The 16,197-nt window shown below is 70.9% G+C and carries 14 protein-coding genes; 1 reads left to right on the top strand and 13 read right to left on the bottom strand.

Annotated features, from left to right (window positions below):
• Nucleotides 1-827 precede the first annotated feature (827 nt).
• The gene (locus H537_RS55635; RefSeq protein WP_310733017.1) at nucleotides 828-2,234 is read left to right on the top strand and encodes a response regulator; all 1,407 of its coding nucleotides are present in this window, start codon (nucleotides 828-830) and stop codon (nucleotides 2,232-2,234) included.
• Between the two features lie 35 nt (nucleotides 2,235-2,269).
• Here the strand turns inward: H537_RS55635 and H537_RS0114940 are convergent, their stop codons facing one another.
• From H537_RS0114940 to H537_RS0115000, 13 genes are all read right to left on the bottom strand, one after another.
• Nucleotides 2,270-3,262 carry a Bug family tripartite tricarboxylate transporter substrate binding protein gene (locus tag H537_RS0114940; protein ID WP_028998548.1) on the bottom strand — a complete coding sequence of 331 codons (993 nt, stop codon included), beginning with the start codon at nucleotides 3,260-3,262 and terminating at the stop codon, nucleotides 2,270-2,272.
• Between the two features lie 24 nt (nucleotides 3,263-3,286).
• Nucleotides 3,287-4,306: an NAD(P)H-dependent flavin oxidoreductase gene (locus H537_RS43215; protein ID WP_051242669.1), complete on the bottom strand. Its 1,020-nt coding sequence runs from the start codon at nucleotides 4,304-4,306 to the stop codon at nucleotides 3,287-3,289.
• A gap of 39 nt (nucleotides 4,307-4,345) precedes the next feature.
• On the bottom strand, nucleotides 4,346-5,563 hold the full coding sequence (locus H537_RS0114950) for a CaiB/BaiF CoA transferase family protein (protein ID WP_028998549.1): 1,218 nt from the start codon (nucleotides 5,561-5,563) through the stop codon (nucleotides 4,346-4,348).
• Nucleotides 5,560-6,372 (bottom strand): oxepin-CoA hydrolase, alternative type, encoded by an 813-nt coding sequence (locus tag H537_RS0114955; RefSeq protein WP_028998550.1) that lies wholly within the window; start codon nucleotides 6,370-6,372, stop codon nucleotides 5,560-5,562. Before H537_RS0114955 ends, H537_RS0114950 begins: the two co-directional genes overlap by 4 nt.
• A 2-nt stretch (nucleotides 6,373-6,374) precedes the next feature.
• Nucleotides 6,375-7,343: a tripartite tricarboxylate transporter substrate binding protein gene (locus H537_RS0114960; RefSeq protein WP_051242671.1), complete on the bottom strand. Its 969-nt coding sequence runs from the start codon at nucleotides 7,341-7,343 to the stop codon at nucleotides 6,375-6,377.
• 20 nt (nucleotides 7,344-7,363) lie between these two features.
• Nucleotides 7,364-8,896 carry a class I adenylate-forming enzyme family protein gene (locus H537_RS0114965; RefSeq protein ID WP_043458890.1) on the bottom strand — a complete coding sequence of 511 codons (1,533 nt, stop codon included), beginning with the start codon at nucleotides 8,894-8,896 and terminating at the stop codon, nucleotides 7,364-7,366.
• Nucleotides 8,897-8,939: 43 nt separating this feature from the next.
• Nucleotides 8,940-9,866, bottom strand: coding sequence for a 2-hydroxyacid dehydrogenase (locus tag H537_RS0114970; RefSeq protein ID WP_028998553.1), 927 nt, complete (start codon nucleotides 9,864-9,866; stop codon nucleotides 8,940-8,942).
• A gap of 8 nt (nucleotides 9,867-9,874) precedes the next feature.
• A complete protein-coding gene (locus H537_RS0114975) occupies nucleotides 9,875-10,645 on the bottom strand; it encodes a class II aldolase/adducin family protein (protein WP_028998554.1) in 771 nt (256 codons plus the stop codon).
• A gap of 335 nt (nucleotides 10,646-10,980) precedes the next feature.
• Nucleotides 10,981-12,000 carry an NADP-dependent oxidoreductase gene (locus H537_RS0114980; RefSeq protein WP_028998555.1) on the bottom strand — a complete coding sequence of 340 codons (1,020 nt, stop codon included), beginning with the start codon at nucleotides 11,998-12,000 and terminating at the stop codon, nucleotides 10,981-10,983.
• 64 nt (nucleotides 12,001-12,064) lie between these two features.
• Nucleotides 12,065-13,042, bottom strand: a complete 978-nt coding sequence (locus H537_RS0114985) for a tripartite tricarboxylate transporter substrate binding protein (protein ID WP_028998556.1) — start codon at nucleotides 13,040-13,042, stop codon at nucleotides 12,065-12,067.
• A 48-nt stretch (nucleotides 13,043-13,090) separates the two neighbouring features.
• Entirely contained in the window at nucleotides 13,091-13,540 is a 450-nt protein-coding gene (locus H537_RS0114990; RefSeq protein WP_028998557.1) for a MaoC family dehydratase, read from the bottom strand.
• Complete coding sequence (locus tag H537_RS0114995; protein ID WP_028998558.1) at nucleotides 13,537-14,523, bottom strand: NADPH:quinone oxidoreductase family protein; 987 nt, start codon at nucleotides 14,521-14,523, stop codon at nucleotides 13,537-13,539. The genes H537_RS0114990 and H537_RS0114995 overlap by 4 nt, the downstream gene beginning before the upstream one ends.
• On the bottom strand, nucleotides 14,520-16,193 hold the full coding sequence (locus H537_RS0115000) for a long-chain fatty acid--CoA ligase (protein ID WP_028998559.1): 1,674 nt from the start codon (nucleotides 16,191-16,193) through the stop codon (nucleotides 14,520-14,522). Before H537_RS0115000 ends, H537_RS0114995 begins: the two co-directional genes overlap by 4 nt.
• Nucleotides 16,194-16,197: the final 4 nt, after the last annotated feature.

The following is a 16,197-nucleotide window of genomic DNA, read 5'->3' on the forward strand; positions in this document are numbered from 1 at the left end:
CGAACGGCCTTTGTGCGAATACGCGCGGATAAACGCGCGAGTTGCGCCCTGGTGTCGAAAGCCCCCCGAAACCACTGCCCTTTCGACGGGTCCGCGCGCTCCCACGGGCGTCCACTGCAGTTTCTCCCACAGGCTCCTTGCCCTGGACACATCGCGTCGTCGAAAAGGCGTTGCGGTCGTTACCCGCCCATGCAGCACGCCGGCCGCTGTCGGCATGGCCGCCATCCCGATGGATGTCACGGCCCGAGTGGTTCCGTGCAGGCCCTGGGGCCTGCACGCCCACGCGCTGGGCGCATCCCGCTGGATGCGTCCCGGCGCAGAGTCCCGCGCCGGCCCCCGAGGCCGGCGCCGAGCTCCGCCTTCCTCGTCGAGCACGTGCCCGGCACCTCGCGCGGCCATGTGGCCAAAGGGCTCCCCGCGCGCCCCTCGCTCGTCAACCCGGACGCACCCTGGAGACACCGGTCAGGGGTGCAACCCATGCGGGTGGAAGGAGATGTCCGAGAAGGAACCGATCCGAAGAGGCGCCCGGGACGACCGTCCCGGCGCGGATGACACGCAGACCCGACGGGGCCGCGCGCCATCGACCACCCCGTGATTGCCGAAATGCATACGCGGGCCGGATCACCTGTCCATTTTTAAGACCGACCGGGCCGGCGCCTCTGGAGCCGGCAAAGCCCTGGGTGGCGACAGCGGCGCTCGTGGTCGCGCGCTGTCGTCGATTCCGCGACCACGCCCTGCCGGCTCTCGGAGTCCGCCTCCGGCAGAGGATGTTCGCGCGGACTCCGTCCACCGTCCAAGACGTCGTGCAGTTCAACGAGGAGGCCACCATGAAGGCCACGAAGCCGTCCACTCGACGCCGCGTCCAGACCGGAGCCGTTACGCCCGGCCTCCACATGGACCAGCCCTCACGCCGGCAGGAATGGTCTGGCGCCAGCCCGGCCGAGATACTGGCGCGCCATCGGCCCGGCCGGGCCGATCCGCTGAAAGTCCTGGAAGTGCTCATCACGCTCTTCAACGCGGGCCATACGGTCCTGGAGAAGACGGTGTCGCACAAGACGCGGCACGACCGCGCGGCATTCCTGCGCCGTTTCTTCCCCGACCTGCAGGCCAAGGCCGGCTTCAGGAAGCTGCCCGACCCGCGCAACCTGGGCTACCGGCATGTGCACGCCATGGTCCGGGTGTGGCAACAGGAACGGCTGGCGCCGCCGACGGTCCAGACCTACCTGAGCTTCCTGCGTGGACTGGCGCTGTGGACGGGCAAGCCGGGCCTGGTGCACGGACCGGAGCACTACGGGCTCGTGCCGGCCCAGTACCAGCGCCACGAAGCCGCGGAGCGCGACCGCAGCTGGAGCGGCCACGGCATCGAGGTCGATGCACTGATCGAGCGGATCACCGCCCACGACCGCTACGTCGGGACCCAGCTGGCGGTGATGCACGCGCTCGGGCTGCGACGCAAGGAGGCCGTGATGCTGCGGCCGCGTGCCTGCACCGCGTCGTTTCCGAAGAAGGCGAAGGCCAGCGGTACCAGCATGGTGCCGGCAAACAGCATCAGCACGCCGCCAAGCACGCTCAGGACAGGAAACAAGCTTTGCATGCGCGATCGACTTGGTAGCCAAACTCGTGCAGCGAGGATGCGACACCGCAATGGCTTTGTGCTGTTGCCGCCATCCTGCGGCATTTTCAACCGCAGTAGGATCCTGGGACGCTATATCAAGGCCGCGGAAAAGACGCTGGCCGTTTTAGAGGCGACGTACGACGCGATACGTTGGCAGCTGCCGCTGGAAGAGATACTGACCTTTGCCGTGTGGCTGCCGCTCACGGCCGCGCCCGGAAAGGCAGGCAACCTGCAACCGTCAGGCACGCCGCCAGCCGCACCGGCACGGCGCCGCGTGCTGGTGGTGGACAACAACGTGGACGGCGCCGAGAGCCTGGTCATGATGCTGCAGCTCCTGGGGCACGAGGCACAGGCGGTACACGGTGGACAGGCTGCGCTGGCCCAGGCCGGAAGCTGGCGTCCGGACGTGGTGCTGCTGGACATCGGGCTACCGGACCTGAACGGCTACGGGGTGGCTCGGCAGGCTGCGCACCGAGCCTGCATCGCAGGCGCTGACGCTGGTGGCGCTGACCGGCTGGGGCAGCGACGACGATCGGCGCCGCAGCGCGCAAGCCGGGTTCGACCACCACCGCACCAAGCCGGTGAGCTGGCAGGACATCGAGCAGGTCCAACCGCCTGAAGTAAACCCGCTTGATGTCCTGAAAAAGTCCCGCATCACTCCAGCGTGACATTGGCTTGTCGCACGACCTCCGCCCACTTGTCGGCTTCCTGGCGGATGAAGGCCGCAAATTGCTCGGGACTCATCCGGCCGGGCTCGGCGCCCTGCCCGGCCATGACGCGCTGTGCCTCGGCCTCCTCCAGGCCGGCGCGCGCTTCGGCCACCAGCCGGGCCAGCACCGCGGCCGGCGTCGCGGCGGGCGCCCACAGGCCGAACCACGAGCTGGCGTCGAAGCCGGGCACACCGCTCTCCGAGACGGTAGGCACTTCGGGCAGGGCGGGCGAACGCCAGGCCGAGGTCACCGCGATCGCGCGCAGTGCGCCCGACTTGATGTGCGGCAAGGCCGAAGGCAGGTTGTCGAACATCAGCACCGTCTGGCCACCGATCAGGTCGGCCACCGCCGGCGCGCTGCCGCGGTAGGGCACGTGCTGCAATTGCACGCCCGCCATCTGCTCGAACATCGCGCCCGAGAGGTGAATGGACGTGCCGTTGCCCGCGGAGGCGTAACTGAGCTTGCGGGGCTGGGCCTTGGCGTGCGCGATCAGCTCCCTGACGTTGCGCACCGGCAGCGAGGGATGCACCACCAGCACGTTGGGCAGCGTGGCGATCAGCGCGATGGGGGCGAAGTCCTTGACCGGGTCGTAGGGCAGCTTCCTGTAGAGCGCCTGGTTGATGGCATGCGTGCCCACGGTGCCCACCAGCAGCGTGTGGCCGTCGGGCGAGGCCTTGGCCACCTGGGCCGCCCCGATGTTGCCACCCGCACCGGCCTTGTTTTCCACCACCGCCGCCACGCCCAGCCGGGTCCCGAGCTGCTTGCCCACGAGCCGGCCCAGGATGTCGGTGGTACCGCCCGCGGCAAAGGGCACGACCAGCGTCAGGGGACGCGATGGAAAACCCTGGGCTCGCGCCCAACCGGGCCAGGCTGTCGTGGCCAGGGCCGTGCCGGCCAGGGCCAGCAGGCGGCGTCGGGTGTCGTGATGGTCTTTCATGGGTTGCCTTCGCTGCTGGAAGAATCAGGAACGCCGGGCTTCGGCGCCATGCAGGATGGAAAACGGCGCCAGACGCCGCAGCGCCTCGCGCATCTGCGCCTCCAGCCGCGCGACGATCGCGGCCAGCGGCTCCAGGCGATCGACGAAAGCCAGGGCGTGGCCGGCGGACAGCAGGCCCTTCGACCAGTCGCCGCTGACGTAGGCATGGCGGCCGATCTGACCTGACACCAGTGGCATCAGGTCCTGGATCGTCACGCCCGGCTGCGTGGCCTCCAGCGCCTGGACGGCACGCGTGGTCTCGTTGCGCAGGGTGCGCACCGTGTTGCCGATGCTTTGCATGCACAGCCCGGTGTCGGTGGGCTGCGCCTCCACGAGGCGGCGCTTGTAGTCGGCATGCGCCCAGACCTCGTCGGCAACGACGAAGCGCGTGCCAACCACCACGCCCGCGGCGCCCATCGCCAGCGCCGCCGCAATCTGGGAGCCATGGCCGATGCCGCCGCCGATCAGGTACGGGATGTCCAGGCGGCTCTGGGCCCACGCGGCGTTGACGATGGTGCCCACCATGTCCAGCCCCGGGTGCCCGCCGCATTCGGCGCCGACGATGGCCACGGCATCGACGCCGATGGAGGCCGCCTTCACGGCGTGGCGCACCGCCGGCACCTTGTGCAGCACCTTGATGCCGGCGGACTTGAGCGGCGGCAGGAAGGCCTCGGGATTACGCCCCGAGGTCTCGACGAAGCGCACCCCCTCCTCGGCGATGGTCTCGAAAACCTCGCGCGTCTTCTCACCGGGCACGAGCTTGGGCAGCATGGACACGTTAACCCCGAAAGGTCCGCCCTCGCACAGCTCGCGGCAGCGCCGGATCTCCGCCCGCAGCGCCCCGGGCTCGGGAAAGCTCGCCGCCGTGATGAAGCCGATCATCCCGGCACGCGCGGCAGCGGCCACGTAGTCGGCATTCGACAGCCACATCAATCCGCCCGCCACGATGGGCAGCCGTGTCCCGAACAGCGCGGTGGCCGCCGTCGGCCAGTCAGCCTGGTGCATAAGAAAGTCCTCGCCTTGGCGCCCTGCGCCGGTTGTGCTTCAGACGACGCCGCGGTCCTGCAGCGCCGCAATCTCGTCGTCAGAGAGGGCCAGCAGCTCCTGCAGCACCTGCCGCGTGTCGCCACCCAGCTGCGGCGGGGGCCGGCGCACGGGCGGGCGCAGGCCGTCGAAGCGGTAGGGCGGCGCCAGCACCGGCGTGCTGCCGGCCTCGGGATGCGGCTGCTGCGTCACCAGCCCCGCATCGACCGCCCGCGGCGACGTCAGCGCCTCGCGCAGGCCCAGCACCTCGCCGCAGGGAATGCCGCAGGCGTTGAGCCGGTCCAGCAGCTCCCGCCGCGTGCGGCGGGCCAGCTCGCGCTCGATGTGCGGCAGCAGCTCGGCACGGTGGGCCGAGCGGTCCAGGTTGGTCTGGAAACGCGGGTCCCCGGCCAGCTCCGGACGCTCGATGACCTCCCGGCAAAAGCGCTGGAACTGGCTGTTGTTGCCCACCGTGATCACCAGCGGCCCGTCCGCGGCATCGAACACGCCGTAGGGCACGATCGACGGATGCGCATTGCCGTAGCGCGGCGGGTCCTCGCCCAGCAGCAGCGCCTCCAGCCCGTAATAGGACGTGATCATCAGCCCGCAGTCGAACAGCGCCATCTCGATGTGCCGGCCCTGGCCGCCGCGCTCGCGCTCGTACAGCGCAGCAAGCACCGCCTGCGCCGCGTACATGCCGGTGAACATGTCCACCGCCGCGATGCCGAACTTCAGCGGTGGTCGGTCGGCCTCGCCGTTGAGCGCCATCAGCCCGGCCTCGCCCTGCACCAGCAGGTCGTAACCCGGGCGCGCGGCCTCCGGGCCGCTGCGGTCGTAGCCCGAGATCGAGCAGTACACCAGGCCCGGCCGCTGCGAGCGCAACTGCTCGTAGCCCAGGCCCATCTTCTCCACGCCGCCGAGCTTGAAGTTCTGGATCACGACGTCGCTCTGGAGCGCCAGCGCGCGCGCCAGCTCCTGCCCTTGCGGCGTCTGCAGGTCCAGCGCGACGGAGCGCTTGTTGCGGTTAACGCTGTTGAAGTAGGCGGTCTCGGTGCTTCCCACGCGCCGGCCCCAGTCGCGCGTGTCGTCGCCGCGGCGCGGATGCTCCACCTTGATGACCTCGGCGCCCAGGTCGCCCAGCACCATCGCGCACATCGGGCCGGCCAGCACGCGCGAGAGATCGAGCACGCGCACGCCCGCCAGGGGCAGCGGTGCGGAAAGGGTCGAAGTCGTCGTCATTTCGTCCTGGCCTCGGGGGCACCGTGCAGCGCGCGGAAGTCGGCCGCGCGCTTGTCGAAGAAGGCTGCGATGCCCTCGGCCGATTCGGCATCGCCGAGCGCGTCCACCATGTGGCGCGCCTCGCGCTCCAGCTGCTCGTCCAGCGTGGCACCGGCGGCACGGCGGCACAGGTCCTTGATGCGGGCCGTGGCCCGCGCCGGGCCCGCGGCCAGGCGCTGCGCGAGCGCGAGCGCCTCGTCCACGGCCCGGCCAGGGTCGGCCAGCCGGTTCACCGCGCCGAACTGCGCCAGCCGCTCGGCCCCGATCCGGTCGCCCGTCAGGCACAGCTCGGTCAGCAACTGGCGCGGCATCAGCTCCGACAGGAAGAAGGTGGCTCCGCCGTCCGGCGTCAGGCCCACCTTGACGTAGGCAACGCTGAAGTAGGCGTCGCGCGCCATCACCAGCAGGTCGCAGGCCAGCGCCAGCGACACGCCCGCGCCGGCCGCGCCGCCCTCTACCGCGGCGACGACGGGTTTGCCGCAGCCGCGGATCGTGCGCACGAGGTCGTGCAGCCCTTCCAGCCGCTCGCGCCGCTCCTCGGCCGCCAGCTCGCGGCGCCGCGCCAGCTGGCGCAGGTCGCCGCCGGCGCAGAAGAAGCCCCCGGCGCCGGTGAGCACCACGGCGCCGATCTGCGCGTCGGCCTGCGCCTCGGCCAGCGCCGCCGCGAGCGCCGCGTAGAACGCGGGCGAGAGCGCGTTGCGCACCCCGGGGTTGTCGTGGGTCAGCACCAGCACCGGGCCTTCGCGGCGCCTGATCAGCGTGTTGTCCATGCTCACTCCAGCACCACCTTGGCCTCGCGGATGACCTTGCCCCACTTCGCCGTCTCCGCGTTGATGAAGGCGTCGAACTCCGCGGGGCTGCTGCCCACGGGGATGGTGCCCATGGCGTCGAGCTTGGCCTTGACGTCGTCCAGCCGCACGATCTGCGCCACCTCCTCGGACACCCGGCGCAGGATCGGCTGCGGCGTGCCCGCGGGCGCCAGCAGCCCGGCCCAGGTGCTGCCCGTGAAGCCGCTCAGGCCCTGCTCGATGAAGGTGGGCACCTCCGGCAGCACCGGCAGCCGCTTCTCGGCTGCCACCCCGATGAGGCGCACCTTGCCGCTGCGGCCGGGCTGGATCAGCCCCTGCGCGGCGTCCATGAACAGCTGGATCTGGCCGCCCATGAGGTCGGTGAGCGCGGCGGCCGCGCCGCGGTACGGGATGTGGACCATGTCCGCGCCCGTCACGGACTTCAGCAGCTCGGTGGTCAGGTGGACCGCCGAGCCGTTGCCGCTGGAGCCGAAGCTGACCTTGCCGGGGTTCTTCTTCGCATAGGCCACGAGCTCGGGCACGGTCTTGAACGGCGCGTCGTTGTTGACGGCCGCTACCAGCGGCGAGATGCCGATCAGCGACACGGCGGCCAGGTCCTTGCGCGGGTCGTAGGGCAGCTTGGCGTACAGCGAGGTGTTGGCCGCATGCGCGGCGATCACCACCGCCAGCGTGTAGCCGTCGGCCGGCGACTTGGCCAGCGCATCGACGCCCAGGGTGCCGTTGGCGCCTGACTTGTTGTCCACCACCACCGTCTGGCCGAGCCGCTCGCCGAGCTTCTGGGCGATGAGCCGTGCCGTCACGTCGGTGAAACCGCCCGGCGGGTACGGCACGATCAGGCGGATGGGTTTGCCAGGCCAGTCCTGCGCGAAGGCGGCGGCCGGCGCGGCCAGCGCCGCGGCCAGGCCGAGGTTGAATCGGCGGCGTTGCATCATGTCTTGTCTCCTTGGCGTGTTCAGGCGGCCCGGTGCCGCTCGCGCAGCTCGCGCTTGAGCACCTTGCCGATGGCGCTGCGCGGCAGCTCGTCGATGAAATGCAGCGACTCCAGCCGCTGCGTCTTGCCCAGCCGTGCGTTGGCCCACTGCAGCAATTCGTCCTCGCCCACAGCCCCGCCCTCGCGCCTGACGACGAAGCCCACCGGCGTCTCGCCCCAGCGCGCGCTGGGCACGCCCACCACGGCGGCGTCGGCCACGGCCGGGTGCTCGCGCAACGCGGCCTCCAGGTCGCTCGGGTAGACGTTGAAGCCGCCGGAGATGATCAGGTCCTTGCGCCGGTCCAGCAGCGTCAGGAAGCCGTCGGCGTCGAAGCGCCCGATGTCGCCGGTGCGGATGAAGCGCTTGCCCGCGGCATCGAACCATTCGGCCTCGCGCGTGGCCTCGGGGCGCTTGTGGTAGCCGCGCATCATCCCGCCGGAATGGCCCACCACCTCGCCGACGGCGGCCGGGTCACCGGCCGGCAGCTCGCGGCCCTGGGCATCGATGAGGCGCAGCTCATGTCCCGGCGCCGGGCGGCCCACGGTGTGCAGCTTGTCCGGATGCAGGTGCGCCTCCAGCACGCAACTGCCGCCGCCCTCGGTCATGCCGTAGAACTCCACCAGCCCACCCTGCCAGCGCCTCAGCACCTCGGCCTTGAGCTCGGCTGGAAACGGCGCGCTGGTGCAGAACTTGTAGCGGGTGCTGCCAAGATCGAAGGCGTCGAAGTCCGGCAGCGCCATCAGCCGCTGGTACTGCACCGGCACCAGCATGGTGTGCGTCATGCGGTGCTCCTGCGCCAGCGCCAGGTAGCCGCGGGCGTCGAATTTGGGCATCAGCACCACGCAGCCGCCGAAGGCCAGCGTGGGGAAGAACACCACCAGCGTGGTGTTGGAGTACAGCGGCGTGGACAGCAGCGTGACGGTATCGGCCCCGTAGCCGTAGCGCGCGGCGCGCAGCGCATAGGCCCAGCGCATCGAATGCGGCTGCACGATCCCCTTGGGATCGCCGGTGGTGCCCGACGAATAGATGATGTTGAAGGGCCACCCGGGCTGGATCGTGACCGGCGCGGGCCGCCCGGCGCCTTCCATCCAGCCGGACAGCGCATGTCCCGCGGCCGAGCCGTCGAGCGCAATGCGCGGCGGACCGCCCTCGCCCGGCTGGACCGAGGCGTCGAGGAACAGCAGCTTCGCGTCGGCGTCCGCCAGCATGCGCTGCAGGCCGGCGGGCGTGGCGCCCGGCGCCAGAGGAGCCACCACCGCGCCGGCGCGCAACGCGCCCAGGAACAGCGCCGCGTATTCGAGCGAGATGGCGGCGCACACCGCCACCGCGTCGCCGGGCCGCAGGCCCTCACGCTGCAGGGCCGCGGCGATGCGGTCCATCAGCGCATCGAGCTGCGCGTAACTCAGGCGGCGGCCGCCCACCACCAGCGCCGGCCTTTCGGGCGCGAGTCGGGCATGCAGCCGGATGCGCTCCGGCATCGCGTCGAAGCCGGGCAGGTTGCGGGTGTCGGTCATGAAGCTGTCCTTGACGAAGACGGATCCGGCCGTGGCGCAGGGCTCAGTAGCCTGCCTGTCGATCCACGGCGTGGGGCTGCGGCAGGCCGGCACGTGCGCACCGCAGCGCGTCCAGGCATTGCGCGGCCACGGTCTCGAAGGCGGCCTGCGCCGCGATGTGCGGCGTCGCCAGCACCTTCGGATGCGTCCACACCCAGTTGCCCGCTGCAGGCGGCTCGCGCTCGAACACGTCCAGCGCGGCGCCGGCCAGGTGCCCGTCGTCGAGCAGCGCGCGCAGGTCCGGCTCGACCACGTGCTCGCCGCGGCCCACGTTGACCAGGAAGGCCCCGCGCGGCAGCGCGCCGAGCGCGTGGCGGTCCAGCAGCGCGCCGGTGTCGGGCGTCAGCGGCAGCGCGTTGACCAGGATGTCACTGCGCGCCAGCAGCGCGCCCAGCTGCTCGCGGCCCGCGAACACCTGCACCCCGGGCAGCTCGCGCGGGCGGCGCGCCCAGCCCGCCACCTCGAAGCCCAGCGGCGCGAACGCGCACGCGATCGCCTGCCCCACCGCCCCCAAGCCCAGCACGCCGACCCGGCACCCTTCAGGCGGCCGCGCCAGATGGCGCAGCCACTGCGCACCCGCCTGCTGGGCCTCGTAGCGCGGCAGCTCGCGGGTGAAGCGCAGCGTGCAGGCGACCACGTACTGCGCAATCTGCACCGCCTGCAGCGGGTCCACCACCCGGGTGACGGGCAGCGCCGCGGGCAGGTCGTCCACCATCAGCTTGTCCACGCCCGCGCCGGTGGAGCACAGTACGCGCAAGCCCGGGTAGCGCGGCAGGATGCCCGGCTTGAGCCGCCAGGCCAGCAGCGCCTCGACGCGGCGGGGGTCGAAGTCATCTCCTTCCGTCCACACGGGCGTGTCGCCCGCGAGCGCACGCAGCGCCTCGACGAAAGGTTGCGCCGGCAAGGGCCGGGACAGCACCAGGATGGCCATGGCGGACCTCAGGCGTCGTAGCCGGGCAGGCGCCGGTCCAGGCGGCGCAGCAGGGCGGGCCACACCAGGTCCGCGCCCTGGCCGCGCGTGACCTCGCGGCTCTGCTGCGGCATGCCGTCCACGATGTCCTGCGGCACCTCCACAAGCGCGCCGCCGCCGGACTGCGCCAGCACCTGGATGCGGCAGGCCGCCTCCAGCAGGTACATGCCGTTGAAGGCTTCCGCCGCACTGCGGCCGCAGGCCAGCAAGCCGTGGTTGCGCAAGACCATCAAATTGCGCGATCCCAGGTCGGCCACCAGGCGGGCCTTTTCCGCTTCGCGCAGCGCCAGGCCCTCGTAGCCGTGATACGCCAGCCGCGGCAGCACCAGCGCCGCCTGCTGCGAGATGGGCCGCAAGCCCTCGGCCTGCGCCGACACGGCGGTGCCGTGCAGCGAATGCGTGTGCAGCACACAGTTCACGTAAGGCCGGCCGACGTGCACCGCGCTGTGGATGACGAAGCCCGCCGGGTTGATATCGAAGGGGCTGTCCATCAGCGGCCGGCCCTCGTGGTCCACCTTCACCAGGCTGGAGGCCGTGATCTCCTCGAAGCACAGCCCGTAGGGGTTGATGAGGAACTGGTCGGGCTGTCCCGGCACCCGCAGCGAGATGTGGGTGAACACCAGGTCGTCCCAGCCGAACAGCGCCACCAGCCGGTAGCACGCGGCCAGGTCCACGCGCGCCTGCCACTCCTGCGGCGTCACGGCCTCGCGCAGGCTGGGAATCTCCAGGGTCCGGGTCATGAAATGCATCCTCATATCCACGCAGAACTTGCTTCTGCTATGCGGAATCTACAGACATGAGCACGGCATGGCAACCGGGATTGCCTGCATCTGCCCGATGGCGCCACCAATAGGGATAACAACGCCTTGATCGGTGCAAATGGTCAAAGCTAATGTTCCATTACTTATGACAATATTCTGCAGTGCAGAACTGTTGTGTACGACTCACGGGGCACTGACGTTGCCAGGCGACGCCGGTATCGATGCATTCCTGCATCCTTGTGGACGCAATGAGGGCCGCGCATGCAAGCCAGGGCAACGATCGAAGACAGACGAGCCCAAGCCCAGCTGCAAGATCAGTCCAGCCGCACCAGCTGCTTGCCGAAGTTCCGGCCTTGCAGCATGCCCAGGAAGGCGCTGGGCGCCGCTTCCAGGCCCTGGGCCACGCTCTCGCGGTACTTCAGCTCGCCGCGGGCCACCAGCTCGCCCAGCGCCTGCAGCGCCTGCGGCCACACCTCGGGATGCTCGCTGACGATGAAGCCCTCGATGCGCATGCGGCTGGTGAGGATCAGGCGCGGGTTCGCCATCGGGACGTCCTCGCCGCCATAGCCGGCGATCAGTCCGCACAGCGCCACGCGGCTGAAGGCATTGGCGTTGAGCATCACCGCATCGAGCACGCGCCCGCCCACGTTCTCGAAGTCGCCATCGATGCCCCGCGGACAGGCCTCGCGCAGCGCCGCCGCCAGCGAGGCGAGGTCGCCATGCGCGCGGTGGTCCACGCAGGCGTCGAAGCCCAGCTCCTCCACCACGAAGCGGCATTTCTCCGGGCCACCGGCAATGCCCACGACCCGGGCACTGCGCCGCTTGGCCAGCTGTTCCACCACGCCGCCCACGGCGCCGCTGGCCGCGCTGACTACCACGGTCTGCCCGGGCTGCGGGTCGAGGATGCGGTGCAGGCCGTACCAGGCCGTCACGCCGGGCATGCCGACCACGCCCAGGTAGGCTTGCAGCGGGACCCGGCTGTCGTCCACCTTGCGCAGCGCGCCGGGCTGCGAAGGATCCGCCACCTGGTAGAGCTGCCAGCCGCCCATGCCCACCACCTTGTCGCCCGGCGCGAAATTCGGGTGCCGCGACTCGACCACCTCGCCCGCGGTGCCGCCAAGCATGACCTCGCCCAGCGGCTGCGGTGCCGCGTAGCTCCTGGCGTCGCTCATGCGCCCGCGCATGTAGGGATCGAGGCTCAGCCAGTGGTGGCGCACCAGCACCTGCCCGTCCTGCAGCGGCGGCAGCGGCGTCTCGACCAGCTTGAAGTTGTCGGTGCTCGCCGCGGCCTGGGGGCGCGAGGCAAGCAGGATCTGGCGGTTCATCAAGGTCATGGCAAGGCTCCCAGGGAAAAGGGGCGCCCCAAGCGCCCCCACACGAAAACGGTCCGGTCGCGGCTCACTTCATCGCCAGGCCCAGCCGCTCGATCAGCGCCTTGTCGCGCTGGAAGGTGTCGGCCGCCCACTTGCGGTAGTCTTCGCCGCTGCGGTACCAGACCTGCTGGTTGAGCTGCTCCATCAGCTCCTGGTGCCGCGGGTCGTCCATGGCCTTCTTGAAGGCATCGTGCAGCGTCTTCATCACGGCCGGGTCCATGCCCTTGGGGCCGACGATGCCGTAGGGCGAGGAGGACACCACGTTGTAGCCCAGCTCCTTGGCGGTAGGCACGTTGGGCCAGCGCCTGGTGCGCTGCTCGCCGAAAGTCAGCAGCAGCCGCATCTGGCCGCTGTCCACGAACTTGTCCCAGCCGGTGGCGTCGCTCTGCGCGTTGATATGCCCGCCCAGCAACGCCTGCTGCAGGTCGGCGTTGCCCTTGAAGGGCACGTGCGTGAGCTGCACCTTGGCGTTCTCGGCCAGCTCCTCCATCAGCAGGTGCGGGCTGGTGCCGATGCCCGTGGAGCCGTAGTCCAGCTTGCCGGGCGCCTTGCGCGCGGCCTCGATGTACTCGTTGAAGCTCTTGTAGGGCGAGTCGGCGCGCACCGTGAAGCCGAAGGTGTAACCCGAGACGCCGATGATGTAGCTGAAGTCGGTGAGGGGGTTCCAGGCCGTCTTCTGCATGTGCGGCACGCGCAGCATGCCCATGGGGAACTGGGCGATGGTGTAGCCGTCGGGCTTGGCGGTCAGCGCCATCGTGCCCGGGCCCAGCGTGCCGCCGCCACCGGGCTTGTTCTCGACGATGATGTTCTGCCCCAGGTGCTTGGACGCGAGCTCGGCCAGCAGCCGCATGTGGCGGTCGGTCGAGCCGCCCGCCGGCCAGGGCACGACCAGCGTGATGGGCTTGCTCGGGAAGCCCTGCGCCAGTGCGGCCCCGGCCGGGGCCAGCAGCGCGGCGGCGCAGCCGGCCAGCAGGAGGCGGCGGGTCTTGGAGGTGGCAGTCATCGTTGTCTCCGGTTGATGTGGCCTTCAGCGGCCATCGAGAAAATGCTTTCAGCGGTAGCGGCGCGACAGCGTCTCGGCCACGCACACGGGCTTGTCGCTGCCCTGGCGCTCGACGCGCACTTCGGTCGTGAGCTGCAACCCGCCCTCGCAGGGCTCGCAGCGCAGCAGCGTGAAGTGCCCGCGCAGCAGGCTGTCCACGGGCACCGGCGCAGGGAAGCGCGCGCGGTTGAGGCCGTAGTTCACGCCCATGGGGCTGTCGGCCACGCGAAAGGCCATGGCCGACAGGGCCGGCAGCAGCGACAGCGTCAGGTAGCCGTGCGCCACCGTGCCGCCGAAGGGTCCAGCCGCGGCGCGTGCCGGGTCCACATGAATCCACTGCGCGTCGCCGGTGGCCTGAGCGAAGCGGTCGATGCAGGCCTGGTCCACCCGCACCCACTCGCTGCAGCCCAGCGGCTGGCCGACCCGCGCCGCAAGCTCATCCAGTCGGTAGCTGTTCATGCCTGCATCCCCGGCAGCACGACCAGCTTGCCCATCGCCCGCCGGTCCCCCAGGCGCTGGATGGCCTCGCCGGCCTGCGCCAGCGGCACGCGCCCAGTGATGGCCGGCTTGAGCAGCCCCTGCGCGAACCAGCGCCCCAGCTGCGCCATGTTGGCCGTGTGTTGCGCCGGGTCGCGGCGCATCGCCTCACCCCAGAACACGCCCAGGATCTGCCGCTCCTTGAGCAGCGCGAGATTGAGCGGCAGCCGCGGGATCTCGCCTGCCGCGAAGCCCACCACCAGGTAGCGCCCGCGCCACGCCGTGGCCCGCAGCGCCGCTTCGGCGTACGCGCCACCCACGGCGTCATAGACCACGTCGGCCCCCTGCCCGTCCGTCAGCGCCTCCACCCGGCGGCGCCACTCGGGCTGGGTGTAATCGACCGTTTCGTCGGCACCGCCGCGGCGGCACAACGCCAGCTTCTCCTCGCTGGAGGCCGCGGCGATCACGCGCGCGCCCAGCGCCTTGCCGATCTCGATGGCCGCCAGCCCCACGCCGCCCGCGGCGCCCAGCACCAGCAGCGTCTCGCCCGCCTGCAGCCGCCCCACCTGCTGCAGCGCGTGCAGCGAGGTGCCATAGGTCAGCACGAAGGCCGCACCCTGCTCGAAGTCCATGCCCGGCGGCAGCCGCGACACCTTGGCAGCCTGCGCCAGGCACAGCTCCGCAAAGGCGCCGTGGCCGGTGGAGGCCACCACCGCATCGCCGACACTGAAACCCTGCACGCCCGGCCCCAGGGCGCGCACCAGGCCCGAGGCCTCGGCCCCCGGCGCGAAGGGCACTTCAGGCCGCACCTGGTAGCGGCCCTGCACGATCAGCGCGTCGGGAAAGTTCACCGACGCCGCCTTCACCTCAATCAGCACCTGGCCCTCGCCCGGCACCGGATCGGGCAGCGTGCCCGGGCGCAGGTCGGCGATCGGCCCGAAGGCGCTGCACACCAGCGCCCTCATGCCCGCGCTCCCGCGGCCCCGGCCTCGGCCTCCTGCAACTGGCGCCACATCACCTTGCCCGAGCCCGACTTGGGCAGCGCGCTGACGAACTGCACGATGCGCGGGCTCTTGTAGGGCGCCATGTGCTCGTGCGCCCAGTCGATCAGGTCCTGCTCCGTCAGGTGCTCGAAGCCCGGGCGCAGCACCACCACCGCCTTGACGGTCTCCCCGCGCTTGGCGTCGGGCGCGGCGATTACGCAGGCTTCCTGCACCGCGGGGTGGCGGTACATCAGCGCCTCGACCTCGGCCGGCCAGACCTTGTAGCCCGAGGCGTTGATCATCCGCTTGAGGCGGTCGGTCATGAAGAAGTAGCCGTCCTCGTCGATGCGCGCGAGGTCGCCGGTGCGCAGGAAGCGCTTGCCGTCCATCTCGATGAAGGCCCCGGCGTTGGCACCCGGGTTGTTCCAGTAGCCCTGCATGACCTGCGGGCCGTGCACGACGATCTCGCCGCTCTCGCCCTGCGGCAGCTCCTGCAGCGTCACGGGATCGATGACGCGGGCATCGACGTCGAACACCGGGACGCCCAGGCACTGCGGCTTGGGCCGCTGCGGCGGGTTGATGTGCGTGGCTGCCATGGTCTCGGACATGCCGTAGCCCTCGACGAAGTCCAGCCCCGTGAGCGCCTTGAGCCGATGTGCCACGGCTTCGGGCATGGCGGCGCCGCCGCCGCGGATGCCTTGCAGGCTGGAGAGGTCGTACTCCGTCAGCCGGGGGTTGGCCACGAAGTCCACCACCATCGCCGTGATGGCCTGCCAGACCGTGACGCGGTAGCGCTGCATCAGCGCCGCCGCGGCATCGCGGTCCCAGCGCGGCAGCACCACCACGGTGGCGCCGACGTACAGCGGCCCGTTCATACTGCCCGACAGCCCGGTGACGTGGAAGAAGGGCAGCGCGGCCAGGTACACCGCGTCCTGCGTGCGCGAGAACCAGGTGGTGCCGCCCACCAGCGTGCTCATGACGCTGCGGTGGGTGTGGACGCAACCCTTGGGGCTGCCGGTGGTGCCCGAGGTGTAGGGCATCACGGCCGGGTCGTCCGGGCCCGCCTGCATGGGCAGCGGCCGCAGTCCGCGCGCCAGCGCGCCGTTCCACGCCGTCAGGCGCGGGTCGTCCAGCGGGGCACGGGGCGCGGACACGAAGTCCGGCACGCGCAGCTCGGTCGGCGTCGTGAGGTGGTCGCTGTAGGTGGCCACGACGACGCGCTCCAACCCCTGCCCCAGCAGCGGCCGCAGCTCGTCCAGCAGCTCCTGCCCGGCAAAGGCCACCGTGGCGCCGCTGTCGGCCACCAGGTGCCGCAGCTCCTCGCAGCGGTTCATCGGGTTCACCGGCACCACCACTGCGTCGGCGCGCAGGATGGCGTAGAAGGCCAGCACCCACTGCGGGCTGTTCTGCAGGTCCAGCAGCACGCGGTCGCCGCGCTTCACGCCGACCTCGTGCTGCAGCCAGCCGGCCAGCGCCTCGGCCTCGTCGCGGAACCGCGCGAAGCTCAGCACCGAGTCGTAGAAGACGATGAAGGGCTTGTCGGGAAAGCGCTGGGCCGACACCTCGGCGTTGTAGAACAGGTGCGTCTGCGGCAGCGTCAGATGCCGCGGCACGCCCGGCGGCCAGTGCTCGAAATGCAGTTGCCCGGCCATGGCT

It is taken from the genome of Azohydromonas australica DSM 1124 (assembly GCF_000430725.1).
GTDB lineage: Bacteria > Pseudomonadota > Gammaproteobacteria > Burkholderiales > Burkholderiaceae_C > Azohydromonas > Azohydromonas australica.

Coding starts and splice junctions, on each gene's coding strand:
- H537_RS0114990 (WP_028998557.1), bottom strand. CDS start 13,540: ATGAACAGCTACCGACTGGATGAGCTTGCGGCGCGGGTCGGCCAGCCG.
- H537_RS0115000 (WP_028998559.1), bottom strand. CDS start 16,193: ATGGCCGGGCAACTGCATTTCGAGCACTGGCCGCCGGGCGTGCCGCGG.
- H537_RS55635 (WP_310733017.1), top strand. CDS start 828: ATGAAGGCCACGAAGCCGTCCACTCGACGCCGCGTCCAGACCGGAGCC.
- H537_RS0114955 (WP_028998550.1), bottom strand. CDS start 6,372: ATGGACAACACGCTGATCAGGCGCCGCGAAGGCCCGGTGCTGGTGCTG.
- H537_RS0114970 (WP_028998553.1), bottom strand. CDS start 9,866: ATGGCCATCCTGGTGCTGTCCCGGCCCTTGCCGGCGCAACCTTTCGTC.
- H537_RS0114975 (WP_028998554.1), bottom strand. CDS start 10,645: ATGACCCGGACCCTGGAGATTCCCAGCCTGCGCGAGGCCGTGACGCCG.
- H537_RS0114965 (WP_043458890.1), bottom strand. CDS start 8,896: ATGACCGACACCCGCAACCTGCCCGGCTTCGACGCGATGCCGGAGCGC.
- H537_RS0114940 (WP_028998548.1), bottom strand. CDS start 3,262: ATGAAAGACCATCACGACACCCGACGCCGCCTGCTGGCCCTGGCCGGC.
- H537_RS0114985 (WP_028998556.1), bottom strand. CDS start 13,042: ATGACTGCCACCTCCAAGACCCGCCGCCTCCTGCTGGCCGGCTGCGCC.
- H537_RS0114960 (WP_051242671.1), bottom strand. CDS start 7,343: ATGATGCAACGCCGCCGATTCAACCTCGGCCTGGCCGCGGCGCTGGCC.
- H537_RS0114950 (WP_028998549.1), bottom strand. CDS start 5,563: ATGACGACGACTTCGACCCTTTCCGCACCGCTGCCCCTGGCGGGCGTG.
- H537_RS0114995 (WP_028998558.1), bottom strand. CDS start 14,523: ATGAGGGCGCTGGTGTGCAGCGCCTTCGGGCCGATCGCCGACCTGCGC.
- H537_RS43215 (WP_051242669.1), bottom strand. CDS start 4,306: ATGCACCAGGCTGACTGGCCGACGGCGGCCACCGCGCTGTTCGGGACA.
- H537_RS0114980 (WP_028998555.1), bottom strand. CDS start 12,000: ATGACCTTGATGAACCGCCAGATCCTGCTTGCCTCGCGCCCCCAGGCC.